We start from the raw sequence: 20,428 nt of genomic DNA on the forward strand, positions 1-20,428 counted from the left end.
CTCTGGCTCTTCTCCTTGTCTCATAACGTTTCTTTTTGTGTATCGCTATTTCAGGACGGGACACCGGATAAAAATAAAAAAGCGGAAGAAAAATCCTTCCGCTTTTTTATTATGAGACTAATTAAAACTTACTTACTATTATTTAAGTATATTAATGAACTATGATTGGGTCTGCATTTCCATCAGGGTCACCAATTACTGTACCATCTGTGCTGGCATTACCTAAAAGTAATACACCGGCAGCATGCGGAGCCGCCATAGAAGTACCACTGATAGTATTGTAGCCACCATCTTTCCAGGTAGACTTAATGTCGACACCTGGCGCACAGTAATCAACAGGAGGGTTCGCCCAGTTAGAGAAGTAGGCAAATTCATCATTTATATCCATGGCAGAGATGGTTACAATATTTGCACCATTTGCCCGGGCAGGAGAATGGTTGTTGGAATCATCTGAATCATTACCAGCTGCAAGGCTAAACACAACCCCATTACTTGAGGCCGCAACCACCGCATCATCAAGTGCCTGCGATACCGGGCCACCAAGGCTCATATTAGCCACGTCACCCGCTTTACCATTCGCACCTACCCAATCCACACCGGCAATTACACCAGAATAAGAGCCGCTTCCACGGGAGTCCAGTACTTTTACCGGAACAACAGTAGCGCCGGCTGCAACACCTACCACACCTACTTCATTATCAATAGCTGCAATAGTTCCTGCTACGTGTGTACCGTGCCCGTTGCCATCATCAGGTGAACCCGCATCGCGACCAGTGGTAAAGGCATTAAAGCCACGGCTGGCATCAACATTCAGGTCTTCGTGGTCCAGGTCAATTCCTGTGTCAATTACCCAGGCAACGTTGCTGCCGGTATAGGTAACTCCACCATTAACACGGGTAATTCCAAATGGCACTTCTTCGGCAACGGAGCCACCATCTCCCCCACGAACTGGCTTAGCCAACACAATTAAGCGATCCTGCTCAACATAATCAACATTAGGGTCTTTCTCTAACCGAGCGGCCGTAGCTGCATCTATTTTAGCCGAAAAACCCAGAACGGTGCTGCTATACACCCGGTCAATAGCATCTTCGCTAATTCTTGCATTTGCAAACATGGACAGAATAGCGGACTTCATTTTAGCCGTACGGGTCGCATAATCCCCGGAAAGATCTACCCGTCCGTTTACTGCACCAGGCTTCATAACAATAATGTACTGGCCCTCAATAAGCTGACTTGTGGAAGTTTCCACCATAGACTGCGGATCAACTTGATTCACTAAAGGCTCATCTGTCTGGCAGGAAGCCAAACCCACCATGGCTGCAATAGATGCAACGGCAATTTGTCTTGTAAAAATGTTTCTGAACATAAGAAAGTGGTTAAAATTAAAAATGTAACTAAAACAAACTTAAAGAATAAAAATTAATAAAACCAATATTTTTAGTCTATAAAATTTCTAAAAAGGCCTTTACGCACATATTTAATGAGCCAAAATATTGATTCGGCAAAATTAAAAATCGTCAATTCAGGTAATTGTTTAAGCAAAAAGTATTTTTTTTTGGAAACCTTCATGAGAAAAATACAAATAGTTGGTTTCCTGCATTTTAAAAACCAGTTCTTATAGAAGAATCAGCTAAACCATTTCCTTCAGCAACAACAAATCCATTACTGTAATTTAATTTTATAAAAGAATAATGATAGTAACCAGTCATGGGTTTCCATCTAAAGACCAAAAAAAATTACAAGACGCAGAAGTATGTTCTTTTTAAATAAAAAATTTTTCTTCTTACAAAAGAAACTCTTTTAGACGCTCTGTCTATCAGTTGTCATAAAAAGCTGAATAGCCAAAAAAATTTTTAAGGAAGGAAGGACGTGCTTGTTTAGACAGAGATAAAAAGGACTCATTTGGCAGCCCCATCACCCCCCCTTCAGGTACAGCCTGATGTTTTTGACCCTCTCTACCCAAACAATTAGGTTTGTCCGCAGAGAAAGCAGTGAAAAAATTAAAAATTCAGAAAGATTACCTCAGGTCTTTGGGGAGAAGCCAGCCGACAACTTTTAGCAGATCAAAAGAAACTAGCAGGGCTACCTCCAGTAAAAAACAAAAAAACTCCTGCATCTGGCAGGTTTAATTTACCAAATGCAGGAGGAGGCGTAAATTAAAGAATTATTTACCTGGACGCTGCTAGTTCGAATCCACTTTCTGCAAAGTAATTGACAGCGGCATCAGTCCGGAGAAGTTGGGAATCTTCGTTATATTTCTGGTCAGGGGCATAAATAAAAAGTACGGTTCGGGCATCTATCGCCTCCACAATGGCGTCTTTATTTTCGAAAGGAACAGCAGGACAACCAAAGCTACGCCCTAAACGCCCCTGGGCCTCTACAAAAGCCTCACTGGCATAATCTGCTCCATGCAAAACAATGGCCCGCTCACGGGCATTATCATTATAACCTTCTTCCAGGCCATCGAGCCGCAGGCTAAGCCCGTACTTTCCATGGTATTTTTCACCTGTCAGATAAAAGCCGAGGCTACTGGTATTCGAATTTCTGACATTGGAAAAGCTTTCCGCAAATAAGGTTCCGCTATTTCGTCCATGGGCCACCAATTCATGAAACAGAAGCTCCTTTTGGTCCAGGTCAATTATCCATAAACGCTTTTGGGAAGAGGGAAGGGAAAAATCGATAAGAGTGAGGATGTTTTTCTCTGAGAGAGAGTTGGCCTTTTGAATGTTCAGGAACCCAATTAGGCCTTTGCGGAAAACCTGGAAATCCGGTCTGGCCGCAGTTCCCCAGTCAAACTGGCTATACAAATTCAGGAATGCTTCTTCCGCCATCTGCCGCTTTAGTGCATCACTAAAAATAGTTTTTACAGTTGCTTCTTTTTCTGAAGCAGGGGTATTGAGGAAATAAGCGGTAGATCTGGCTTTTGAAGATGTTTTTATTGATTCGGGATCAGATTTCCCTGGCATTATGGGTGAGGCAAATGAGAAAAAAGAAAATAAAACAATGCTGAGTGTTAGGAGCGTTTCCTTCATAGTTGCTGGTTTTGTTGGCTATTCCGGTTTCGTCTGGCTAACAGCAGCTTGGAACTTAGTGTTCCCCATAATCGAAAAAACCTCTAATTTTAAGTTGATGATGAATCAATGGTAATATATACCCACCTAAGCTGGCTTTAAGGAGCCAGCAGCTGGTATAGGAACTAATTTGATATTGAGTAGAAGGACCATAATATATAGATAATGAAGCGCAGACCTTTGCAAAATCCCACCTGCATTCTCCCGAATTCAGGTCCAAAAATAAACCAACAATGACAGAGAGAATAAATTAGCCTCCCTGCACCTTCACTCATCAGTATAATATCTCATCAGCAAATTAATTTTCTCCGTACCTTTGCAGCATGAATCATTTATCGGTCGAAAATCTTAGTAAAAGCTATAACGAGAAGGAATTATTCTCAGGAATTACCTTCGGCATTAACCAAGGACAAAAAGTAGCACTGGTCGGGCACAATGGCTGCGGAAAGTCTACCCTCCTGCGCATTATTACCGGACACGAAACTTCCGATAGCGGTCAGGTAGTGTTTGCCAATGACCTGCGAGTTGCCTACCTCCACCAGAATCCCCAGTTCCGGGAAGGCGACACTGTAAAAGAAGCCGTTTTCGACCGCCAGAACCCTCTATTGGCCCTGGTATCTGATTACGAATATTACCTTCACAAATCAGAAACAGACCCTGCCGCGGCCGAAAAGCTGCAGGAGCTGCTACCTGCCATGGAAGAGCAAAATGCCTGGGATTACGAAAGTCAGGTAACGCAAATTCTCGGAAAGCTGGGAGTATATGACCTGGAACAGCGGGTCGATAAAATGAGCGGCGGGCAGAAAAAGCGTGTGGCGATGGCTAAAACACTTATTGAGAAGCCCGATTTTTTAATTCTCGATGAACCTACCAACCACCTCGACCTGGAAACCATTGAATGGCTCGAAGATTACCTTGCAAAAGCCCAGCTAACGCTGCTAATGGTAACGCACGACCGCTATTTCCTGGAGAGAGTAACCAATGAAATTATTGAGATCGACGGCGGTAAGCTGTACAAATATAAAGGCAACTACAGCTATTTCCTTGAAAAGAAAGCTGAACGGGAACAGATGCAGGCCACTGAGGTCGACAAAGCCCGTAACCTGATGAAGAAAGAATTGGAATGGGTACGCCGGCAGCCAAAAGCACGTGGTACCAAGGCCAAGTACCGTATGGATGCCTTCGAAGATATTAAAGACAAAGCAAGCCAGAAGCTCGGCCGCAGCCAGATGGAGCTGGATGTAAAAACCAGCCGGGTGGGTGGTAAAATTTTGGAGGTAAAGAAAATATCCAAATCGTACGGCAACAAAACGCTTTTCAAAGACTTTAGCTATACCTTTAAAAAAGGCGACCGCATAGGTGTGGTGGGCAAAAACGGCATGGGGAAGTCCACCTTCCTGAATATTTTAACAGGTGCTATACCCCCGGATAGCGGCGAGGTAGACAAGGGAACCACCATTGTATTTGGCTACTACTCACAGGAGGAAGCTGTTTTTAACCCCGAACACCGGGTAATTGATGTGGTAAAGGAGGTCGCTGAGGTGGTGCAAACCGGCAGCGGCAAAGAGCTTACCGCCAGTCAGCTCCTTAATTACTTCCAGTTTCCGCCGGCCGTACAATATACCCCGGTTAAGAAACTCAGCGGCGGAGAAAGAAGACGCCTGCAGCTCTTAAGGGTGCTAATCAAGAGTCCGAACTTCCTGATACTCGATGAGCCAACCAATGACCTCGACATTACCACCCTCAACATTCTGGAAGAATACCTGGAAAGTTTTGGCGGCAGCCTCATTATTGTATCGCACGACCGCTATTTCATGGACAGGCTGGTAGACCATTTGTTCGTACTCGAGGGAAATGAAACCATTCGTGACTTCCCTGGGAATTATACCGACTACCGGGAAACCATAGCCGAAGAAGCTGCCGAAGAAAAAGAGAAAGAACAGGCGGCTCAGACAAAAAAAGAGCAGCCTGCTCCCAAACCAGCCCCCACTAAGACAGAAAAACGAAAGCTGACCTTTAAAGAGCAAAAGGAGTTTGAACAGCTGGAAAAAGAGATCGCTTCCCTGGACCAAAAGCGTAAAAAGCTTATTGAGCAGCTCAACAGCGGCAGTGGAAATCATGAAGAGCTAACCACCCTTTCTAAAGAAATTGAAGAAATTGGGGAGCAGATTGATGAAAAAGAGATGCGCTGGCTCGAACTGAGCGAATTTGTAGAATAAGCCAGCTTCTCCTAAATTACAGAACGGACCAGCGCTGAAATTGCATGGAGAAGATAAAAAAGAGCAAGAAGGAATTCGCCTGTTACAGAAAAGTCTGGAAGAGTGGCAGGAAAAAGGATACCTGAACAACGAGCAAAAAGAAGCTCTTGAAGATAGCCTGGAGCCCACCACCTTTAACTGGCAGGATCTTTCACTTTCGGCTTTTGTCTTTGCCATCGGCTGCAGCTTTATTGCCATTATTGCTTTATTTGCCGACCGCTGGCTCATGCAGGCCCTCAACCAGTTTGTTGAAACCAGCGATTTTATCAAGAGCTTTGTACTTGCCCTGCTTGCGCTCGTCCTGTACCTGCTAGGGTGGCGCAGGCAACAAAAGAAGAGTAGCAACACTACTTACAGCAACGAAACTTTTTATACACTTGCCAGCTTTGCCGCGGCCATGGCCATCGGCTTTTTAGGCATAGCCCTTGGAGGAGGAAGAGGCACGCTAACCGCCATGCTGGGTTTAGCGGCTGTACTTTACATGAGCTTAGCCCTGTTCCTCAATTCCCGCCTGAACTGGCTATTCGGGATACTGGCCCTTGCAGCCTGCTTTGGAGCGGCCACCGCCAAAGGAACCGACTACCAGGCTTACTATAAAGGGATGAATTATCCGTTGCGCTTTATTATTTTTGGTACGCTGCTAACTCTCTGCAGCTATCTCCTTACCCTTCACTCCCGCACCAGAATATTCAGTAAAATGACCAGGATAGTAGGTATTAGCTCACTGCTCTTTTGTCTGTGGCTGATGTCGATTTTTGGCAACATGGTCCGCTATGACCTGTGGGAGCAGGTTTCCCAAAGCCACTTTCTTGGCTGGTCGCTACTGCTGATGATTTGCGCTGCTTTAACTACCTGGTGGGGACACCGCTCCGGCCAGCTCACTATTCGCGACCTCGGTATTACTTTTTTTATTCTCAACCTCTATACCCGCTATATTGAGTACTGCTGGACGATTATGCCAAAAGCCCTCTTCTTTTCCCTAATGGCCCTTTCCTTCTGGCTTGTCGGCAAGCAGGCAGAGAAGTTCTGGCAATCAGAAAAAAAGGAGCAGACTGGCATCTAACTTAAGCCCTATCCAATACTTTTTCTATCAGGCCCTCCACCACCAGGTCGGGCGTGGAAGAAAACTCATTACTGATGCGGTTGGCCAGAATAGCGTTGATACTAATTACCTCATGGCCCAGAATTTTACCCATGGCGTAATAGCCGGCGGTTTCCATTTCGAAGTTGGTGAGCATTTTATCTTGAAAGCGGAAGCGGCTAAGGGCTTCCACCATATTTGGTAATCGAAGCGTAGCCCGCACCTGCCGTCCCTGGGGCGCATAAAAGCCGGGACTGGTAAGGGTATTTCCACGAATCATGTCAAAGCCTATTTTTTCGAGCAGCTTTTGCGAACCCCGCACTACATAAGGTTTAAAAGGCAGCTCGCCGGTATCGTGCAGTGCGTTCGAAAAGTTAGCTTCTTCGTCCGTATTGCTCAGCTGGTAAAAGAACATGAGCGTATCAAGCCCAATGGCATAATCAGACACCAGTTGACTCCCTACCGGAATGTTCAGCTGTAAGCTGCCGGATGTTCCCAGCCGGATAATATTGAGAGAGGTATGCTCCTTCTTTACAATACGGAGGTGCAGGTCAATATTCACCAATGCATCGAGTTCCATCATCACAATTTCAATATTATCCGTTCCCATGCCAGTGCTCAGTACTGTCAGGCGCTTTCCTTTATAGGTGCCGGTATGGGTAACAAACTCACGCTTAGCAACTTTATGCTCAATTTTATCGAAGTGGCGGCTAATTTTACTCACCCTTTCCGGGTCTCCCACCGTAATAATGGTATCGGCTAACTGCTCAGGGCGCAGTCCTAAATGATACACACTTAGGTCCGGGTTTAATACTAGTTCTGATGGCGGGATTCTTTCCATGGTAAAAAATGATTGGTGGTTGTCTAATCTAAAGTAACAAAAAAAGTGCAGGATGCCCAGCTTTGCACTATTCATCACCGCACTTTATAATCAATTAATAGTTGTTTCTTATTTCCGGGCCATTCCTTTAAAAGGATTATAGCCATTCATTTCTTTCTGATAATAGCCGGTGCCGTCGTAAGGCCGTTTCTCAGGGTGTTCCCTGCACTCTGGGCTGCAGGCCCCTTCCAGCTCCCATCCGCAGCTCTCGCAAATAGGTACATGCAGGTTGCATACCGGGTTTGCACAATTGACCATGCGATCGTCGGACCTGCCACATACATGACACTGGCTAACCACCTTTGGATTCACCTTATTCACATCCACCGCTACACGATTATCGAAAACATAGCACTTGCCCTCGAAATCTTCTCCACCAGCTTCTATGCCATACTTGATAATGCCGCCGTGCAGCTGGTATACATTTTCGAAACCCTGCTCCAGCAGGTAAGCAGAGGCTTTTTCGCATTTAATACCGCCTGTGCAATAGGTAAGGATTTTCTTTCCTTCCAGCTTCTCCTTCATCTCCTTTACCTTTTCAGGAAAGTCTCGGAAGTTCTCAATATCAAGCGTGAGGGCTCCTTTAAAGCGGCCCATCATATGCTCGTAATTAGAACGCACATCGAGAATAACCACATCGTCCTTATCCTTCAGCTGCTTAAATTCTTCAGGAGAAAGGTGCTGCCCCGTCCGTTGCACCGGGTTGATGTGACGGAGACTGGAGTGCACTATCTCGGGCTTTACCCGTACATGCAGCTTCTGGAAAGCATGTTTATCGCTTTCCTCTACTTTAAAGTCGATGGAGGCAAAGCGGGGGTCGGCCTTCAGGTGAGCCATATAAGTTTCGCAATCGGCTTTCAGCCCGCTTACGGTACCATTAAGACCTTCTTCTGCCACAATGATACGGCCCAATATGCCATTCTCCAGGCAAAAACGATGATGTTCTTCCCGGAACTTCTCCGGGTCGTCAATCTGCGTATAGCAGTAATAAAGAAGTATGCTGTATTTTTCCATAAGAATAACTTTTCCTGCTTCAGACAGGGTGTTATTTAAATTAGTATTGAGTCGTGAGTAATGAGGAAAGAATAATAAAAACTGCACAATGGCTGCTCAGTTCCTTTTTTATTCTCTCATTCAACCATTCTATTATTCTATCATTTCTTTATTGGCTGTGCAGGGTTTCCAAAAACAGTGTCTTTGGCTTTTACATCGGCCACCACTACTGAGCCCGCTCCAATGCGTGCTTTTTTGCCAATGGTAACGCCGGATACAATGGTAACGCCGGAACCAATAAAGGCTCCTTCTTCAATGGTAACCCCACTTCCTACCACCGCACCTGCACCTATCTGCACGAAATCGCCTGCTTTAACATTAAAGTCCAGCAAGGCTCCACTGTGCAGAATGCAATGACTCCCCAATTCTGTACCGGCTCCTATCTTTGCCTGCTGATTTATAAAGTTTCCATGACCGATACTGGCCGATTTTGCAATAACCGCCGTACGGTGAACGGCATTAACCGGCTGCATTTTCCGGCGCTCGTGCAACATTTCCACCAGGCTCTGGCGATATGTGTTTTCATCGGCCGCCACGAAGGCTTCGCACTTTTTGCCAATGAGCTTGAGGTAGCCATCATCGTCAGTACTGCCCAAAACCGGTATGGTATCAATTTCCTTTCCATGCTCTTTCTCATCATCTTCCAGAAAACCATATACCACTACGCCATTATCCTGAAAAATTTCCAATGCTGCCCGGCCTATACCGCCAGCCCCTAATATCATTACCGGTTTATCCATTTCTTATGCTAAAGTACAAAATGATTCATCCTGAAAAGCAGCAGGACCAAACAGCCCTTCTACTCCATTTTGCTGCAAAGGTACGCTTATTCAGGCTTATCTTCAACAGGCAGAAAAAACTATCAGTTCCGTTCCTTTTACTTCCGACTCCACATCATCAGCCCCTGGCGGCAGGCCAGCAAAACCAGGAGCACAAAAAATGGCTGGTAACTTATCCGGTATCGCAGGAGGGTGCCATAGTTGGGGGCCGCAATGGCTATAAGCAGGGCAAAAGTCAGGATGTAGAGAAGAGTAGCAAAAGCCGGCAATGAGAGATGGCCTTTTACTTTCAGCAGCCACACAAAAAGCGCGAGCACCGCCAGTACCAGCAAAAACAGGTTTTCGGCCACGGCTGCCATGGCCATTGGGTTGGTGAAGTCCTGCACATAGAGGGGCGCGAATAAGCCTGCAAATACAGCCTCCGGTGCATTTTGCAATACACTAAGCCAGTTGGCCTGCAACCCTTCAAACACCACAAAACTTCCTTCTTTTGATATTTCTACAAACAAATAGTAGTTATTGACCCATACCTCCAGAAACCGGTGGGCATACATATTTGGATGGAGCTGGCTGACCAGCCACCCTCCCACCAGCAGAAAGGCAACAAAGAGGCCAGAGGCATACAGGATGCTTAGCTTAAAATGCCTCTTCAGCCAGCAGGCAATAAGCAGGCAGGCCAGAAAAGGGATGAGTAAACCGGCATAGTAGTACTTAATCCTAAACAGCAAAACCAGCAATGGCAAAGCAGCCAGCACCTCATACCACACAAGCCTCCTGTTATCCAGTAAATATGGCAGCACAACAGCCACACTGTAAGCAATGCATACCATTGCCACACTTTCCTTTAACAATCCACTCGTCCAGAAAACAAAGCTGGGCCAGAAAAGGAAAGCCAGGGCTACGGCTTTCCGCCAGTGCGGTCGAAAAACGACCAGTCGGTGGGCCAGGAAGAAAACAGAAAAAAAAGACAAAAGAGAAATATAAGCAGAAACCAGCCAATAGTTGCTTCCGGTAAGCACATAAAAGGGACTAAAGAGTTTGGCTGTTAACAGCGCCCTTGGCTGAGCAGCATACACAAGTGAAACATCTTCCGGATAATCGCCTCCCCATGTTTTTAAGTAGGCCGGGAAATCGCGCAGGGCCAGCTGCGCCAGTGCTGCAGCATCATGATGATAACTGAGCGTATCGCCCCCATTGTAGTAAAGAAAATACAGCATCCCCAGCAGAAAGCCACAGGCCAGCTTAAAAGCAAGGGCAGGCCAGTAATACCAGCGCAGCGGTGAAGGGTTTAATTTTTGATATACAAATCGGCTGAGCCATGCCAGCAAAAGGATATGCAGGAGAATGAGCAGCATCAGGCTTCCGAACGCTTAAGCAGGTTAAGGCCAATGCTGCACTGCAAACATTTTTTTGGCAGGCAAAATTCGTTGTAGAGCTCCAGCATTCCCTGGCTGTCGAAAGCGTGTTGTGGCTGAAGCCCCAGCTCCTTCCACTCCTCCACTATGCTATTCGATTCCGCAGGTAATTCCTGCAGCAGCTGCATAGCCCGCTCTATCCAGCTTTCATCATCCAGGTAAAGACCATAAGCCGCCAGTAGCGGGGCAGCCGTATTGATAAGGAGGTTTTGTGCGCTGGAAAGTCCTAAGGAAGGCAGTTTATTTTTTGATGCCTTTTGAACATCATAATGTGCCTGCCAATACGCCGATTGTGGTTGCCTGATTTGAACTAACAACTCTTTCACGCTCTTCCCGCCAGTAAAAAGGCTGAAAACATGTGGCTGGGCCTGTAGTACAGCGGCCAGCTGGGCCAGTCGTAAACTTGGAAAATTAGCAGGGCGCATGCGCAGGAACTTCCATTCGTGCCGCTGCATTTGTCTGCCCGCCAGGCCATATTTATGGCCTAAAAACTGCCACTCCTGCTGTAGCTGTTGAATATATGAGTCAAGGGTTTGAGTGGAAGTAGAGGTACTTTCCAGAAAACCGGCCATACCAAAAAGCAGCGCTTCGCACTGCAGCGGCTGGTTACGGTGTTTGGCCAGCAGTTTAAGGGGGAGCTTCTGAGCCAGGGCCAGGAAAGCTTCATTATTTTTTTTGAATCCGAAGTTCTGAGCCAGCAACCAGTAGGCGACGGTTTCCCAGTCTCCTTCTGCCTCTTTTAGCCAGTTTATCAGTCCTTCTGCCTTCCGCTTCAGGCGCTGCAGCAAGGCTTTATCAAGCATGGACACCCTGGCTAGTGCATCGGCCTTATCAAACTGTGGGGCACAAGGGATAGCATAGAGGCTTTGCATAAGCTGCTGGTAGCGCTGCAGCAACCCTTCCTCCACCCTGTCTTTTAATGCCAGTTGTGGCAGCTCAGTTCCATCTTTTCGCTTCACCTCCCCGTCCTTCTCCCACACCACATGCAGCACCACACTGTTGTAGGCCGGGTCGAGCTGGTGCTGGTGCCGTTCCCAGTCAGTTGAGCAAAGGTGAATTTCCACATCACCATGCCATTCGAGCTCTCCCAGCAGCAGCCTGGCCCCTTTAAAGTCGGGGCCTGCATCCTGCCGGTTATACATTCCCTGTTGCAATACCTTCAGCTCCTCACCTGTGCTACTCACCAGGGCCTCGCGGCTGAAGTACTGATACTGCCATATGAAATGTAAAAAGCTCTCCTGCATAGGATGTTAGGTTTGGGGGGGCAGGTACTTATCGAGGTAATGATCCATTTTCTCCTGTAGCTTTTTAGCTTCTCTGGCTGCTGCCTCGGCAAAATCCTCTCCATCGGAAGCATAAATAATACTACGGCTGGCATTTACCAGGAGTCCGCAATGGCTGTTCATCCCATATTTCGAAACCTCCTCCAGGCTTCCGCCCTGGGTACCCACTCCCGGCACCAGTAAAAAGTTTTTAGGAGCTATTTCCCGTACCTTTTCCAGCTCCTGGGTTTGAGTAGCCCCTACCACGAACATCAGTTGCTCTTTGTCACCCCAGAGCTTAGCGGTTTTCAACACCCGCTCGTATAGCCGTTCCTCTTCGTATTTAAGCACCTGAAAATCCTGGCTTCCTGAATTGGAAGTAAGGGCCAGCAAAATTACCCACTTCCCTTCAAACTCCAGGAAGGGCTGCACGGAATCTGCACCCATATAAGGCGCCACAGTAATGGCATCGAAATTCATTTGCTCGAAAAAGGCACGTGCATACAATTTCGAAGTGTTGCCGATATCGCCTCTTTTGGCATCGGCAATAGCAAAATGTTCCCTGGGAATATGCTGGAGGCTCTGCTGAAGGGTGGCCCAGCCTTTAGCACCGGCCGCCTCATAAAATGCGGTATTGGGTTTGTAGGCAACACAATAAGGTGCGGTGGCCTCAATTATTTGCCGGTTAAATTCCAGCACCGGATTCTCGTATTCCAGCAGATGCTTCGGGAGTAAATTAGGATCCGTATCCAGGCCCACACAAAGGTAGGAGCGCTTCCGGATTATTTGTTCGTATAGTTCCTGGTAGGTCATGCTCTAAAATTATAAAAAGCTTTTGTTTTGAGCAGTACATTTTCCGGTATTTTTATCCGGGGCTTTTACTTCTTCTAAAAGACCTTTTTCGGGCAATAAGTTTTTTCTCACAAAATCATTCCCTTTACAAAAGAAAAGCCTTTTGCCGGCACCATGTGGCACAAACAAAAGGCTTGCAGATGTTCTCCCGAAATTTACAGGTCTGGCATTTAAATTATGCTCCTGCCAACCTGCCGGGAATTATTTTGTTTCTATGAATTATAGTCCATAGTCATATCCAAACTCGTTAAACTCTTCGTCGTCAATTAAATTATCATCGTTGGTATCCCAGGTATCAAAGAGTCCGCTTTCCAGCTCATCATCTGAATACAGTCCATCACCATCGGCATCCCAATCGTTAAAGATTTCAGTTTCTCCTAAACCGGCAGCATACTCCTCTGTATCAAGGATATCATCATTATTTACATCCCATTCGTCAAAGTTGTCACCATACTCGTCTACCCAACCTGAGTTACCGTCATCATACTCTTCATCGGTGAGGTATCCATCTCCATCTTCGTCCCATTCATTGAAGAAACCATCGCTTACTTCATCTTCTTCATAAAAGCCATCAGCATTAGCGTCCCAATCATCGTAAAAGCCATAGTCATCGAACCAGGTGTTGAATTCGGTTTCGTCCCATACTTCATCGGTATTGGCATCCCAATCATCGAACTCTCCAACTTCCTCAACTCCAAGTTCATTGTTTACTTCTACATAATCCTGCGCAAAGGCAGTGGTACCTGCGGTTAAAAACAAGGCAGTAAAAATAGTACCTGCTTTTTTCATGGTTTTATTAATATTCTTCATTTCCATAATAAATCAAAAAATTTAATTCAACATTTATTTCTCCCTTTATTATACGACTCAGAATCAATAAGTTACACTAAATCATGACTTCCTGCCACTCCCATGCAGGAAGAAGCATTTCTTCTATAATTATTCCGTTTTCCCTCTAATATAAAAAAGAGTAGAAATCAAGACCATGAAAAGATGAGATAAACAAGCGCTTTCTTCCTGACCAAACTCAACTGCGGAAGAGCCTTTAACAAAAAAAGCCATTCCCGATTGATAGGAATGGCTTCGTAAGTTTTACGACAAAGAGTGGCTTACCTTAATAATTGCGCAGGTCTACTTCCACCACTTTCGGGTGTTTGCTCTTATTAAAAGTAAAGATATTTTCAGCAACCTCCACATTAGGTGTAAAGTTGTTCAGGTTCACCACGAATCGATTTCCATTTTTCTCGAAGATAGTGAACTTGCTAAATGTCAGGTCTTCTTTATTAATCACCAGCTGGATTTTATAAAAGCCGTTATCGGCCCCATTGGTCGGTTCAAGGTCAATAATATGATGGGCCTTGCCATTAATTACTTTTTCTTCCACATAATTACCTTTGTAGCCCTTTTTGTATATATTATGAATATTCGAAGGGTCTACAAATTCTCCAATGACTGCTTCGTAATTCTGCACATTAACTTCATTGATAGAAGGGCTGTAGGTCCAGAAGGTGGTTCCGTCCGTCATCAATTCCTGGGCATCGGTGCTTACCCTGAACTTCTTACCTTTTACTACTACATCCCCTTTATAGGACATGGTATTACCCGTTACTTCATTATTAAGGGTAAAGGTAAAATCGGCTTTAAAGCTTTTGAGCTTTTCGTATTTTTCGCTGGCTTTATCCAGCACTTCCAGCGCCTTTGGGTCGTACTGGGCAAAGAGGCTTCCGGCAAAGGCCGACATTAAGCAAAACGTTAAAAGAATCTTTCTCATTGGTTCATCATCATGGTTTAATACTGCTGAAAGGATTGTCAGGCATTTAGCCCCTGTTCCGGCACTTGACCTGCTTTCCTCAGCTGCTAATACTTGGAGTTCTTTTCTGCTATGCTATTCAATAATTGTTCCAAACTGTATTCATCCTGAATTAAAACTTCGCGAGCCTTACTTCCTTCAAATGGACCTACCACACCTGCGGCTTCCAGCTGGTCAATTAAACGACCCGCCCGGTTATAACCGAGCTTTAACTTCCGCTGAATAAGAGAGGTACTTCCCTGCTGATGTACCACTATCAGGCGAGCAGCATCTTCAAACAAGTTATCCCGCTCCGCAAGGTCTACTTCCCCAACTTTACTTTCATCACCATCGCCGGCAAACTCCGGCAGTACATAGGCTGAGTCATAGCCGCGTTGCTCGCCAATAAATTCACACACTGCTTCTACCTCAGGCGTATCGAGGAAGGCACACTGAAGACGAATAATATCAGAACCAAGGGAAAGCAGCATATCGCCTTGCCCTACCAGCTGCTCTGCGCCACCTGTATCGAGAATGGTGCGGGAGTCAATTTTGGAGGTTACCCTAAAGGATAAGCGGGCCGGGAAGTTAGCTTTAATGATACCTGTAATTACGTTTACAGACGGGCGCTGTGTTGCCACCACCAGGTGAATACCAATGGCACGGGCCAGCTGGGCCAGACGGGCAATTGGCGTTTCTACCTCTTTTCCCGCCGTCATCATCAGGTCGGCCAACTCATCAATTACAAGTACTATGTAAGGCAGGAAGCGGTGTCCTTTTTCAGGATTCAGCTTCCGCTTCACAAATTTGGCATTGTATTCTTTCAGGTTACGGCAGCCGGCATCTTTCAGCAGGTCGTAACGGTTATCCATCTCAATACAGAGCGAGTTGAGTGTATTTACCACCTTGGAGGTGTCGGTAATAATGGCTTCTCCGCTATCGGGCAGCATAGCCAGGAAGTGGCGCTCAATTTTATTAAAGAGCGTTAATTCCACCTTTTTCGGGTCGACCAGCACGAACTTTAGCTGCGAAGGGTGCTTCTTATAAATAAGGGAGGTAAGCAATACATTAAGGCCTACGGATTTACCCTGGCCTGTAGCACCCGCAATAAGCAGGTGGGGCATTTTTGCCAGGTCCGTTACGTATACCTCATTCGAAATAGTTTTCCCCAATACAATCGGCAGCTCCTTATCGCTCTTCATGAACTTGTCGGTGGTAATTACCGAGTGCATGGAAACCATTTCGCGATTTTTGTTCGGAACCTCTATACCAATGGTACCTTTACCCGGAATAGGCGCAATAATACGAATACCAAGAGCAGCAAGGCTCAGTGCGATATCATCTTCCAGGTTTTTAATTTTAGAGATTTTTACGCCCGGCTCGGGCACAATTTCATATAGGGTCACTGTAGGGCCAATGGTCGCTTTTATGCTGCTGATGCCGATTTTAAAATTGGTAAGCGTTTCGACAATCTTGTCTTTATTCGCCCGCAATTCATCTTCGCTTACTTTTATTTTTCCGGTATCATATTCGTTGAGCAGGCTGATGGGCGGATACTGATAGCTGCCCAGGTCGAGCGTAGGATCGTAATTTTCCTGCACAACTACCTTTTCATCTTCCTCTTCACTTTCGAAAACTTCAAAGCCTAAGTCACTGTCCTCCTCTTCTTCCAGGTGAGCAGACTTTGGCGCCTCCTTTGTTCTATCTTCAATTTCAAAATCAAGCGTGCTAACCTTTTTGGCAGGAGTCGTTTCTGCTACTGGTGGTGCCGGTTTTTTTGTTACCTGCCACTCTTCTTCCTCCTCATCCTCATCGATAGTGGGTTCTGCAAGCTCTTCCTCCACCTGCAGGCCTCCTGCAGTTGCCATCGCCGGCACAGCGTCCAGGGGCTTTTTAATTTCCTCTATATTCTCCCTGAGATTTTGTTCTATGGAGTCTACCCCTTCTTTTATTTTACTGTTAAAACCAATGAGGGTAGTAACATTAAAATAGAATATTACGAAAACAAACAGGCAGAAGGCCAGCAGTAAAAAGGTGCCCCAGCCTAACATTCCATCGAGCAGCAGGGCCAGTTCATAGCCAATTCCACCGCTTAAAAAGCCCCACTGCCCTATACCGTCGGTGCGCAGGAGCAGGTAGCCCAGGAACACACTAATCCAGAACATGAAAAAGAAGCTGAAATTAAAGGTCGAGAAAAGCGGTAGCAGCTTTTTTCGGGTTACAATCCAGTACCCGGCGATGAAGAGGAGTGGCGGCACAAAAAAAGCCGAGAGCCCAAACCACTGGTAAATAAAGTAATGGCTCGTCCAGGCGCCGAAGAGCCCCAGCCAGTTTTCAGTTTCCAGCCCCGAGGCCTTAAGGCCGGTTTCCGGTACCGCCTCAATCATGCTTTGATCTGCCCTGCCGGTAAAAAGGTAGGATAGAAAGGCTGTAAACAGGAAGAGGGATGAAATTAGCAGGAAGAAGCCAAAAGCCAGCTGCAGGCGCCGGTCCTTCAGGAAGTCCATCTTCAACTTCAGCCGAAAGCTTTTGCCCGCTTTCTTCTCTTTCTCCTTATTCTTGATGGTGTTGGTTTTGTAGGTATTCTTCGCCATAGACTTCAATTGCAGAACAACAAATGTAATTAAATTCTACCGAAAAAACCGGGCTGCCTCCGAGACATTTTTACCCCTTTTTTTCTTCCTATCATGGTATTGCACAACGGCTTAAACAAACAGGCAGCATCAATTGCTTTTTGGTCAGGCTTTGCCTAAAAGGGCTTTATTGATATCCCTCACCAGTCCTGGCCCCTCATAAATAAAGCCTGAATAGAGCTGTATAAGAGAGGCACCGGCCTTTAGTTTTTCAATGGCTGCTTCCGGAGAATGAATGCCGCCCACGCCAATAATAGGAAAGCTGCCCCCGGAATGCTGATGGAGATACCGGATAACCCCTGTTGAGCGGTCTCTTAAAACTTTTCCACTTAATCCGCCTGCCCCTATCTGCTCAATAAGCTGCTTGTTGCTTGTCAGTCCATCCCGGCTAATGGTGGTATTGGTGGCGATAATTCCATCGATCCTTGTTTCCTGCACTAAAGCAATAATATCATCAAGCTGGGCATCGCTAAGGTCTGGTGCAATTTTCAGGAGGACAGGCTTACGCAATGGCTTGGTTTCATTCCTTTCCTGAAGGCTATTTAGTAGCTTTTTCAGTGGTTCTTTATCCTGAAGGGCACGCAGATTTGGGGTGTTTGGGGAGCTTACATTAACCACAAAATAATCGACTACCTCAAAAAGGGCATCGAAACAGAAGAGGTAATCCTTTTCAGCCTCCTCATTAGGAGTATCTTTATTTTTACCAATATTTCCGCCAATAATCGTTTTGTGTTTACTCCTTCGCAGGCGCTCCACTGCAGCCATTACCCCTTCATTATTAAAGCCCATGCGGTTGATCAGGCTTTCGTCCTGCGGTAGCCGAAACAATCGCGGCTGTGGATTGCCCACCTGCGGCCTTGGAGTGAGGGTACCAATTTCCACAAAGCCAAAACCTAAGGCCCCCAGCTCATCCACCAGGCGGGCATCTTTATCGAGCCCGGCCGCCAGGCCAACAGGGTTTTTAAATTTCAACCCGAAGAGTTCCCGCTCAAGGCGAGGGTCCTCTACCGCATAAAGCTTTTGAGCCAGGCTTGCTGCACCTGGCACACCAAAGAGTTTTTTGACAGAATCAAAGGTTAGGTGGTGCGCCTGCTCAGGTTGCAGGCGAAACAGGAATGGTTTGATAATGGATTTGTACACGGGAGGCTGTTTTTGGACACAAATATAACAGCTTTTTAATGCCTTTTCAGCAAAATGAGGGAGTATAGAGACAAAGGCTATAATACAGGAAGGGAACCTATGGTTTTTGAGCAGGTGGAAGATGGGGTAAAAACTATTACAGCTTATTGAAATTCTGGTTATAAAAGCCAGCTTCACCCCAGGGTAGGAGGTGCAGGAGCTAACCCTGCATCACATTCTTATAGATCTGGTGATGGGAAGTAAACAGCTTTCTTATCTGGAGGCAATTTTGCAGGGGAGCTGCGGGTGTATATCAGGATTTTATCCAGCGGAGCGCTTCTTCTCTTTCGAGCAGATCAAAAAAGCGTACTTCCGCGGAAGTAAAGGGTTTCATGGCTTTGGTAAGCCACTCCTGCCATTTTTGCGTCCCAACCATAGCAATTTTTGTCAGCTCATTGGCATGTTCAATGTCAAACTTCAGGTCCCGGAGGGCGGCTATGGGTTCCCATCCGCTAAAATCACGCATTTCGAAATACCAGCGCACGCCATCCCACTCATTAACTGTCTGCTGCAGGGCAGGTAGTATTTTATCATAATCCTCCTTAGTCAGCTTATCACTCACATAAGTACTCACCAGGTTTCCCGCTTTTTCTCTTTCTATCCGTACCATAATTGTGTAATCAAAATTAAAGCAAGTTGTTCGCACAGGTAAATAATTCTTCATCATGTCTCTTTCGCCTCACTTCACCTCTTTCGCTTCACCTTACAACCTAAAGGACAAACGATACATGGGAAAATGCCGGAGCAGGAAACCAAATAATTCTATTTAACCGTACTTTCAAAACATTCTAAAGGCCAGGCAATTACAATAATGGAGAAGTAGAAAAGACTTTACCCCTATGAAAAAGACTTTTATCACCCTGCTCATTGTTGTTCTGGTACTTGCGGCCATTAGAATTGCTCTGCCCTATATCGCAGAATACTATGTAAACAAGGTGCTGGATGACATGCCTGGCTATTCCGGAGAGGTAGAAGATGTAGATATGGCACTTTACCGCGGTGCTTATGTAATTGAAAACCTCAGACTGGAAACCACCACAGAAACAGACTCCCTCTCTCCTGCCCGGGAACAGGCCCCTGCTGAAGGTGAAGGCCCTGCTGAGGAGGTAGAAGAACCGCCCTTTTTACTGGTCGATGAAATAGACCTCTCGCTGGAATGGAATGCGCTGTTTAAAGGAGCTATTGTAGGAGAAGCCTATATCCAGAATCCAACGGTAAATTTTGTTGGTGCCGTCGGCAGCCAGAATCAGCAGGACACTACAGATCAAACGCAGCACTGGTCAGAGGCTGTAAAGAAATTAATGCCTATTACTGTTAACAGGCTGGTTATTAACAGTGGTAAAATCTCTTATAAAGATTTTACCACCGAACCCAATGTAGATGTTTTTCTTGACAGCCTGTACCTGCGGGCGGAGAACCTTAAAAATGTGGAAGATAATAACAGCGAACTACCGGCGCCATTTCAAATTTCGGCAGAAACAATTGGTGGGGGTAAACTAGCCGTTAACGGGGAATTAGATATAATCCAGGAAATTCCCGGAATGGATGTCAACTTCAAACTGGTAGGGGTAGATCTGACCGCTTTAAATGATTTTATAAAAGCCTATGCCGGCGTTGATGTAGAAAAAGGCCAGTTTTCTGTATACAGTGAGTATAAACTGGTTGATGGAAGAATGGAAGGCTACATAAAGCCTTTCTTTGATAATCTGGAGGTGTTTGAGTGGGAACAGGATGTGGAAGAACAGGGATTTCTTAAATCTCTCTGGGAGGGAATTTCCGGACTGGTTTCTGAAGTAGTTGAAAACGAGCCTAAAGATGTTATTGCTACCAAGGTTCCTATAGACGGAACAGTCGACCATACAAAAATAGGGGTATGGACAGGAGTAATTAATATTCTCAAAAATGCATTTTTAGATGCCTTTACCCGCGGGCTGGAAGGAAGCATCGATTACGAAGGAAATCTGACCAGAGGGTTCGAGAATACAGTTTCGGTGGAAGGAAACACCGATAATGAACTGGGAAATAGCCCAGGAGCAGTAGAAGCTACAGAGGATAGTGCCGGTAGTCAGGAGTAATTTTTCGCCTTCATGCATGAAAGAAGATAACCTTCTTTCATTTTACCTCTGCAATGCTTAACCGGCTACAGGTTTTACAGGTCCTATAAATTGTTGGCCGG

The 20,428-nt window shown here is 45.9% G+C and carries 16 protein-coding genes; 3 read left to right on the forward strand and 13 right to left on the reverse strand.

The window, feature by feature from the left end:
- Positions 1-151 precede the first annotated feature (151 nt).
- Positions 152-1,366: a S8 family serine peptidase gene (locus F752_RS0117915; RefSeq protein WP_017733126.1), complete on the reverse strand. Its 1,215-nt coding sequence runs from the start codon at positions 1,364-1,366 to the stop codon at positions 152-154.
- A gap of 802 nt (positions 1,367-2,168) precedes the next feature.
- Entirely contained in the window at positions 2,169-3,032 is an 864-nt protein-coding gene (locus tag F752_RS0117930) for a murein L,D-transpeptidase catalytic domain family protein (protein ID WP_017733129.1), read from the reverse strand.
- 362 nt (positions 3,033-3,394) lie between these two features.
- Between F752_RS0117930 and F752_RS0117935 the strand changes: the two genes are divergently transcribed.
- Positions 3,395-5,290, forward strand: a complete 1,896-nt coding sequence (locus F752_RS0117935) for an ABC-F family ATP-binding cassette domain-containing protein (RefSeq protein WP_017733130.1) — start codon at positions 3,395-3,397, stop codon at positions 5,288-5,290.
- Positions 5,291-5,330: 40 nt separating this feature from the next.
- The gene (locus tag F752_RS0117940) at positions 5,331-6,392 is read left to right on the forward strand and encodes a hypothetical protein (protein ID WP_017733131.1); all 1,062 of its coding nucleotides are present in this window, start codon (positions 5,331-5,333) and stop codon (positions 6,390-6,392) included.
- Position 6,393: 1 nt separating this feature from the next.
- Here F752_RS0117940 and F752_RS0117945 read toward each other — a convergent pair whose 3' ends face one another.
- The 11 genes from F752_RS0117945 to F752_RS0118000 form a co-directional block, all read right to left on the reverse strand.
- A complete protein-coding gene (locus F752_RS0117945) occupies positions 6,394-7,251 on the reverse strand; it encodes a nucleoside phosphorylase (RefSeq protein WP_026135824.1) in 858 nt (285 codons plus the stop codon).
- Between the two features lie 108 nt (positions 7,252-7,359).
- Complete coding sequence (gene trhO, locus F752_RS0117950; RefSeq protein WP_017733133.1) at positions 7,360-8,304, reverse strand: oxygen-dependent tRNA uridine(34) hydroxylase TrhO; 945 nt, start codon at positions 8,302-8,304, stop codon at positions 7,360-7,362.
- 140 nt (positions 8,305-8,444) lie between these two features.
- Positions 8,445-9,083: an acetyltransferase gene (locus tag F752_RS0117955; RefSeq protein ID WP_017733134.1), complete on the reverse strand. Its 639-nt coding sequence runs from the start codon at positions 9,081-9,083 to the stop codon at positions 8,445-8,447.
- A 137-nt stretch (positions 9,084-9,220) separates the two neighbouring features.
- Entirely contained in the window at positions 9,221-10,477 is a 1,257-nt protein-coding gene (locus F752_RS0117960; RefSeq protein ID WP_017733135.1) for a hypothetical protein, read from the reverse strand.
- Complete coding sequence (locus F752_RS0117965) at positions 10,477-11,781, reverse strand: DUF2851 family protein (RefSeq protein ID WP_017733136.1); 1,305 nt, start codon at positions 11,779-11,781, stop codon at positions 10,477-10,479. Before F752_RS0117965 ends, F752_RS0117960 begins: the two co-directional genes overlap by 1 nt.
- A gap of 6 nt (positions 11,782-11,787) precedes the next feature.
- The gene (gene pyrF / locus F752_RS0117970; protein WP_017733137.1) at positions 11,788-12,612 is read right to left on the reverse strand and encodes an orotidine-5'-phosphate decarboxylase; all 825 of its coding nucleotides are present in this window, start codon (positions 12,610-12,612) and stop codon (positions 11,788-11,790) included.
- 258 nt (positions 12,613-12,870) lie between these two features.
- Positions 12,871-13,461 carry a hypothetical protein gene (locus tag F752_RS0117980; protein ID WP_160164135.1) on the reverse strand — a complete coding sequence of 197 codons (591 nt, stop codon included), beginning with the start codon at positions 13,459-13,461 and terminating at the stop codon, positions 12,871-12,873.
- 304 nt (positions 13,462-13,765) lie between these two features.
- On the reverse strand, positions 13,766-14,392 hold the full coding sequence (locus F752_RS0117985; RefSeq protein WP_017733140.1) for a LolA family protein: 627 nt from the start codon (positions 14,390-14,392) through the stop codon (positions 13,766-13,768).
- A 116-nt stretch (positions 14,393-14,508) separates the two neighbouring features.
- A complete protein-coding gene (locus F752_RS0117990; protein ID WP_017733141.1) occupies positions 14,509-17,034 on the reverse strand; it encodes an FtsK/SpoIIIE family DNA translocase in 2,526 nt (841 codons plus the stop codon).
- Between the two features lie 144 nt (positions 17,035-17,178).
- Entirely contained in the window at positions 17,179-18,213 is a 1,035-nt protein-coding gene (locus F752_RS0117995) for a quinone-dependent dihydroorotate dehydrogenase (RefSeq protein WP_017733142.1), read from the reverse strand.
- Positions 18,214-18,505: 292 nt separating this feature from the next.
- Complete coding sequence (locus F752_RS0118000) at positions 18,506-18,862, reverse strand: SpoIIAA family protein (protein ID WP_026135826.1); 357 nt, start codon at positions 18,860-18,862, stop codon at positions 18,506-18,508.
- 229 nt (positions 18,863-19,091) lie between these two features.
- Between F752_RS0118000 and F752_RS0118005 the strand changes: the two genes are divergently transcribed.
- Positions 19,092-20,327 carry a DUF748 domain-containing protein gene (locus tag F752_RS0118005; protein ID WP_017733145.1) on the forward strand — a complete coding sequence of 412 codons (1,236 nt, stop codon included), beginning with the start codon at positions 19,092-19,094 and terminating at the stop codon, positions 20,325-20,327.
- The last annotated feature ends 101 nt before the right edge of the window (positions 20,328-20,428 follow it).

Source organism: Nafulsella turpanensis ZLM-10, from assembly GCF_000346615.1.
Classification (GTDB): Bacteria; Bacteroidota; Bacteroidia; order Cytophagales; family Cyclobacteriaceae; genus Nafulsella; species Nafulsella turpanensis.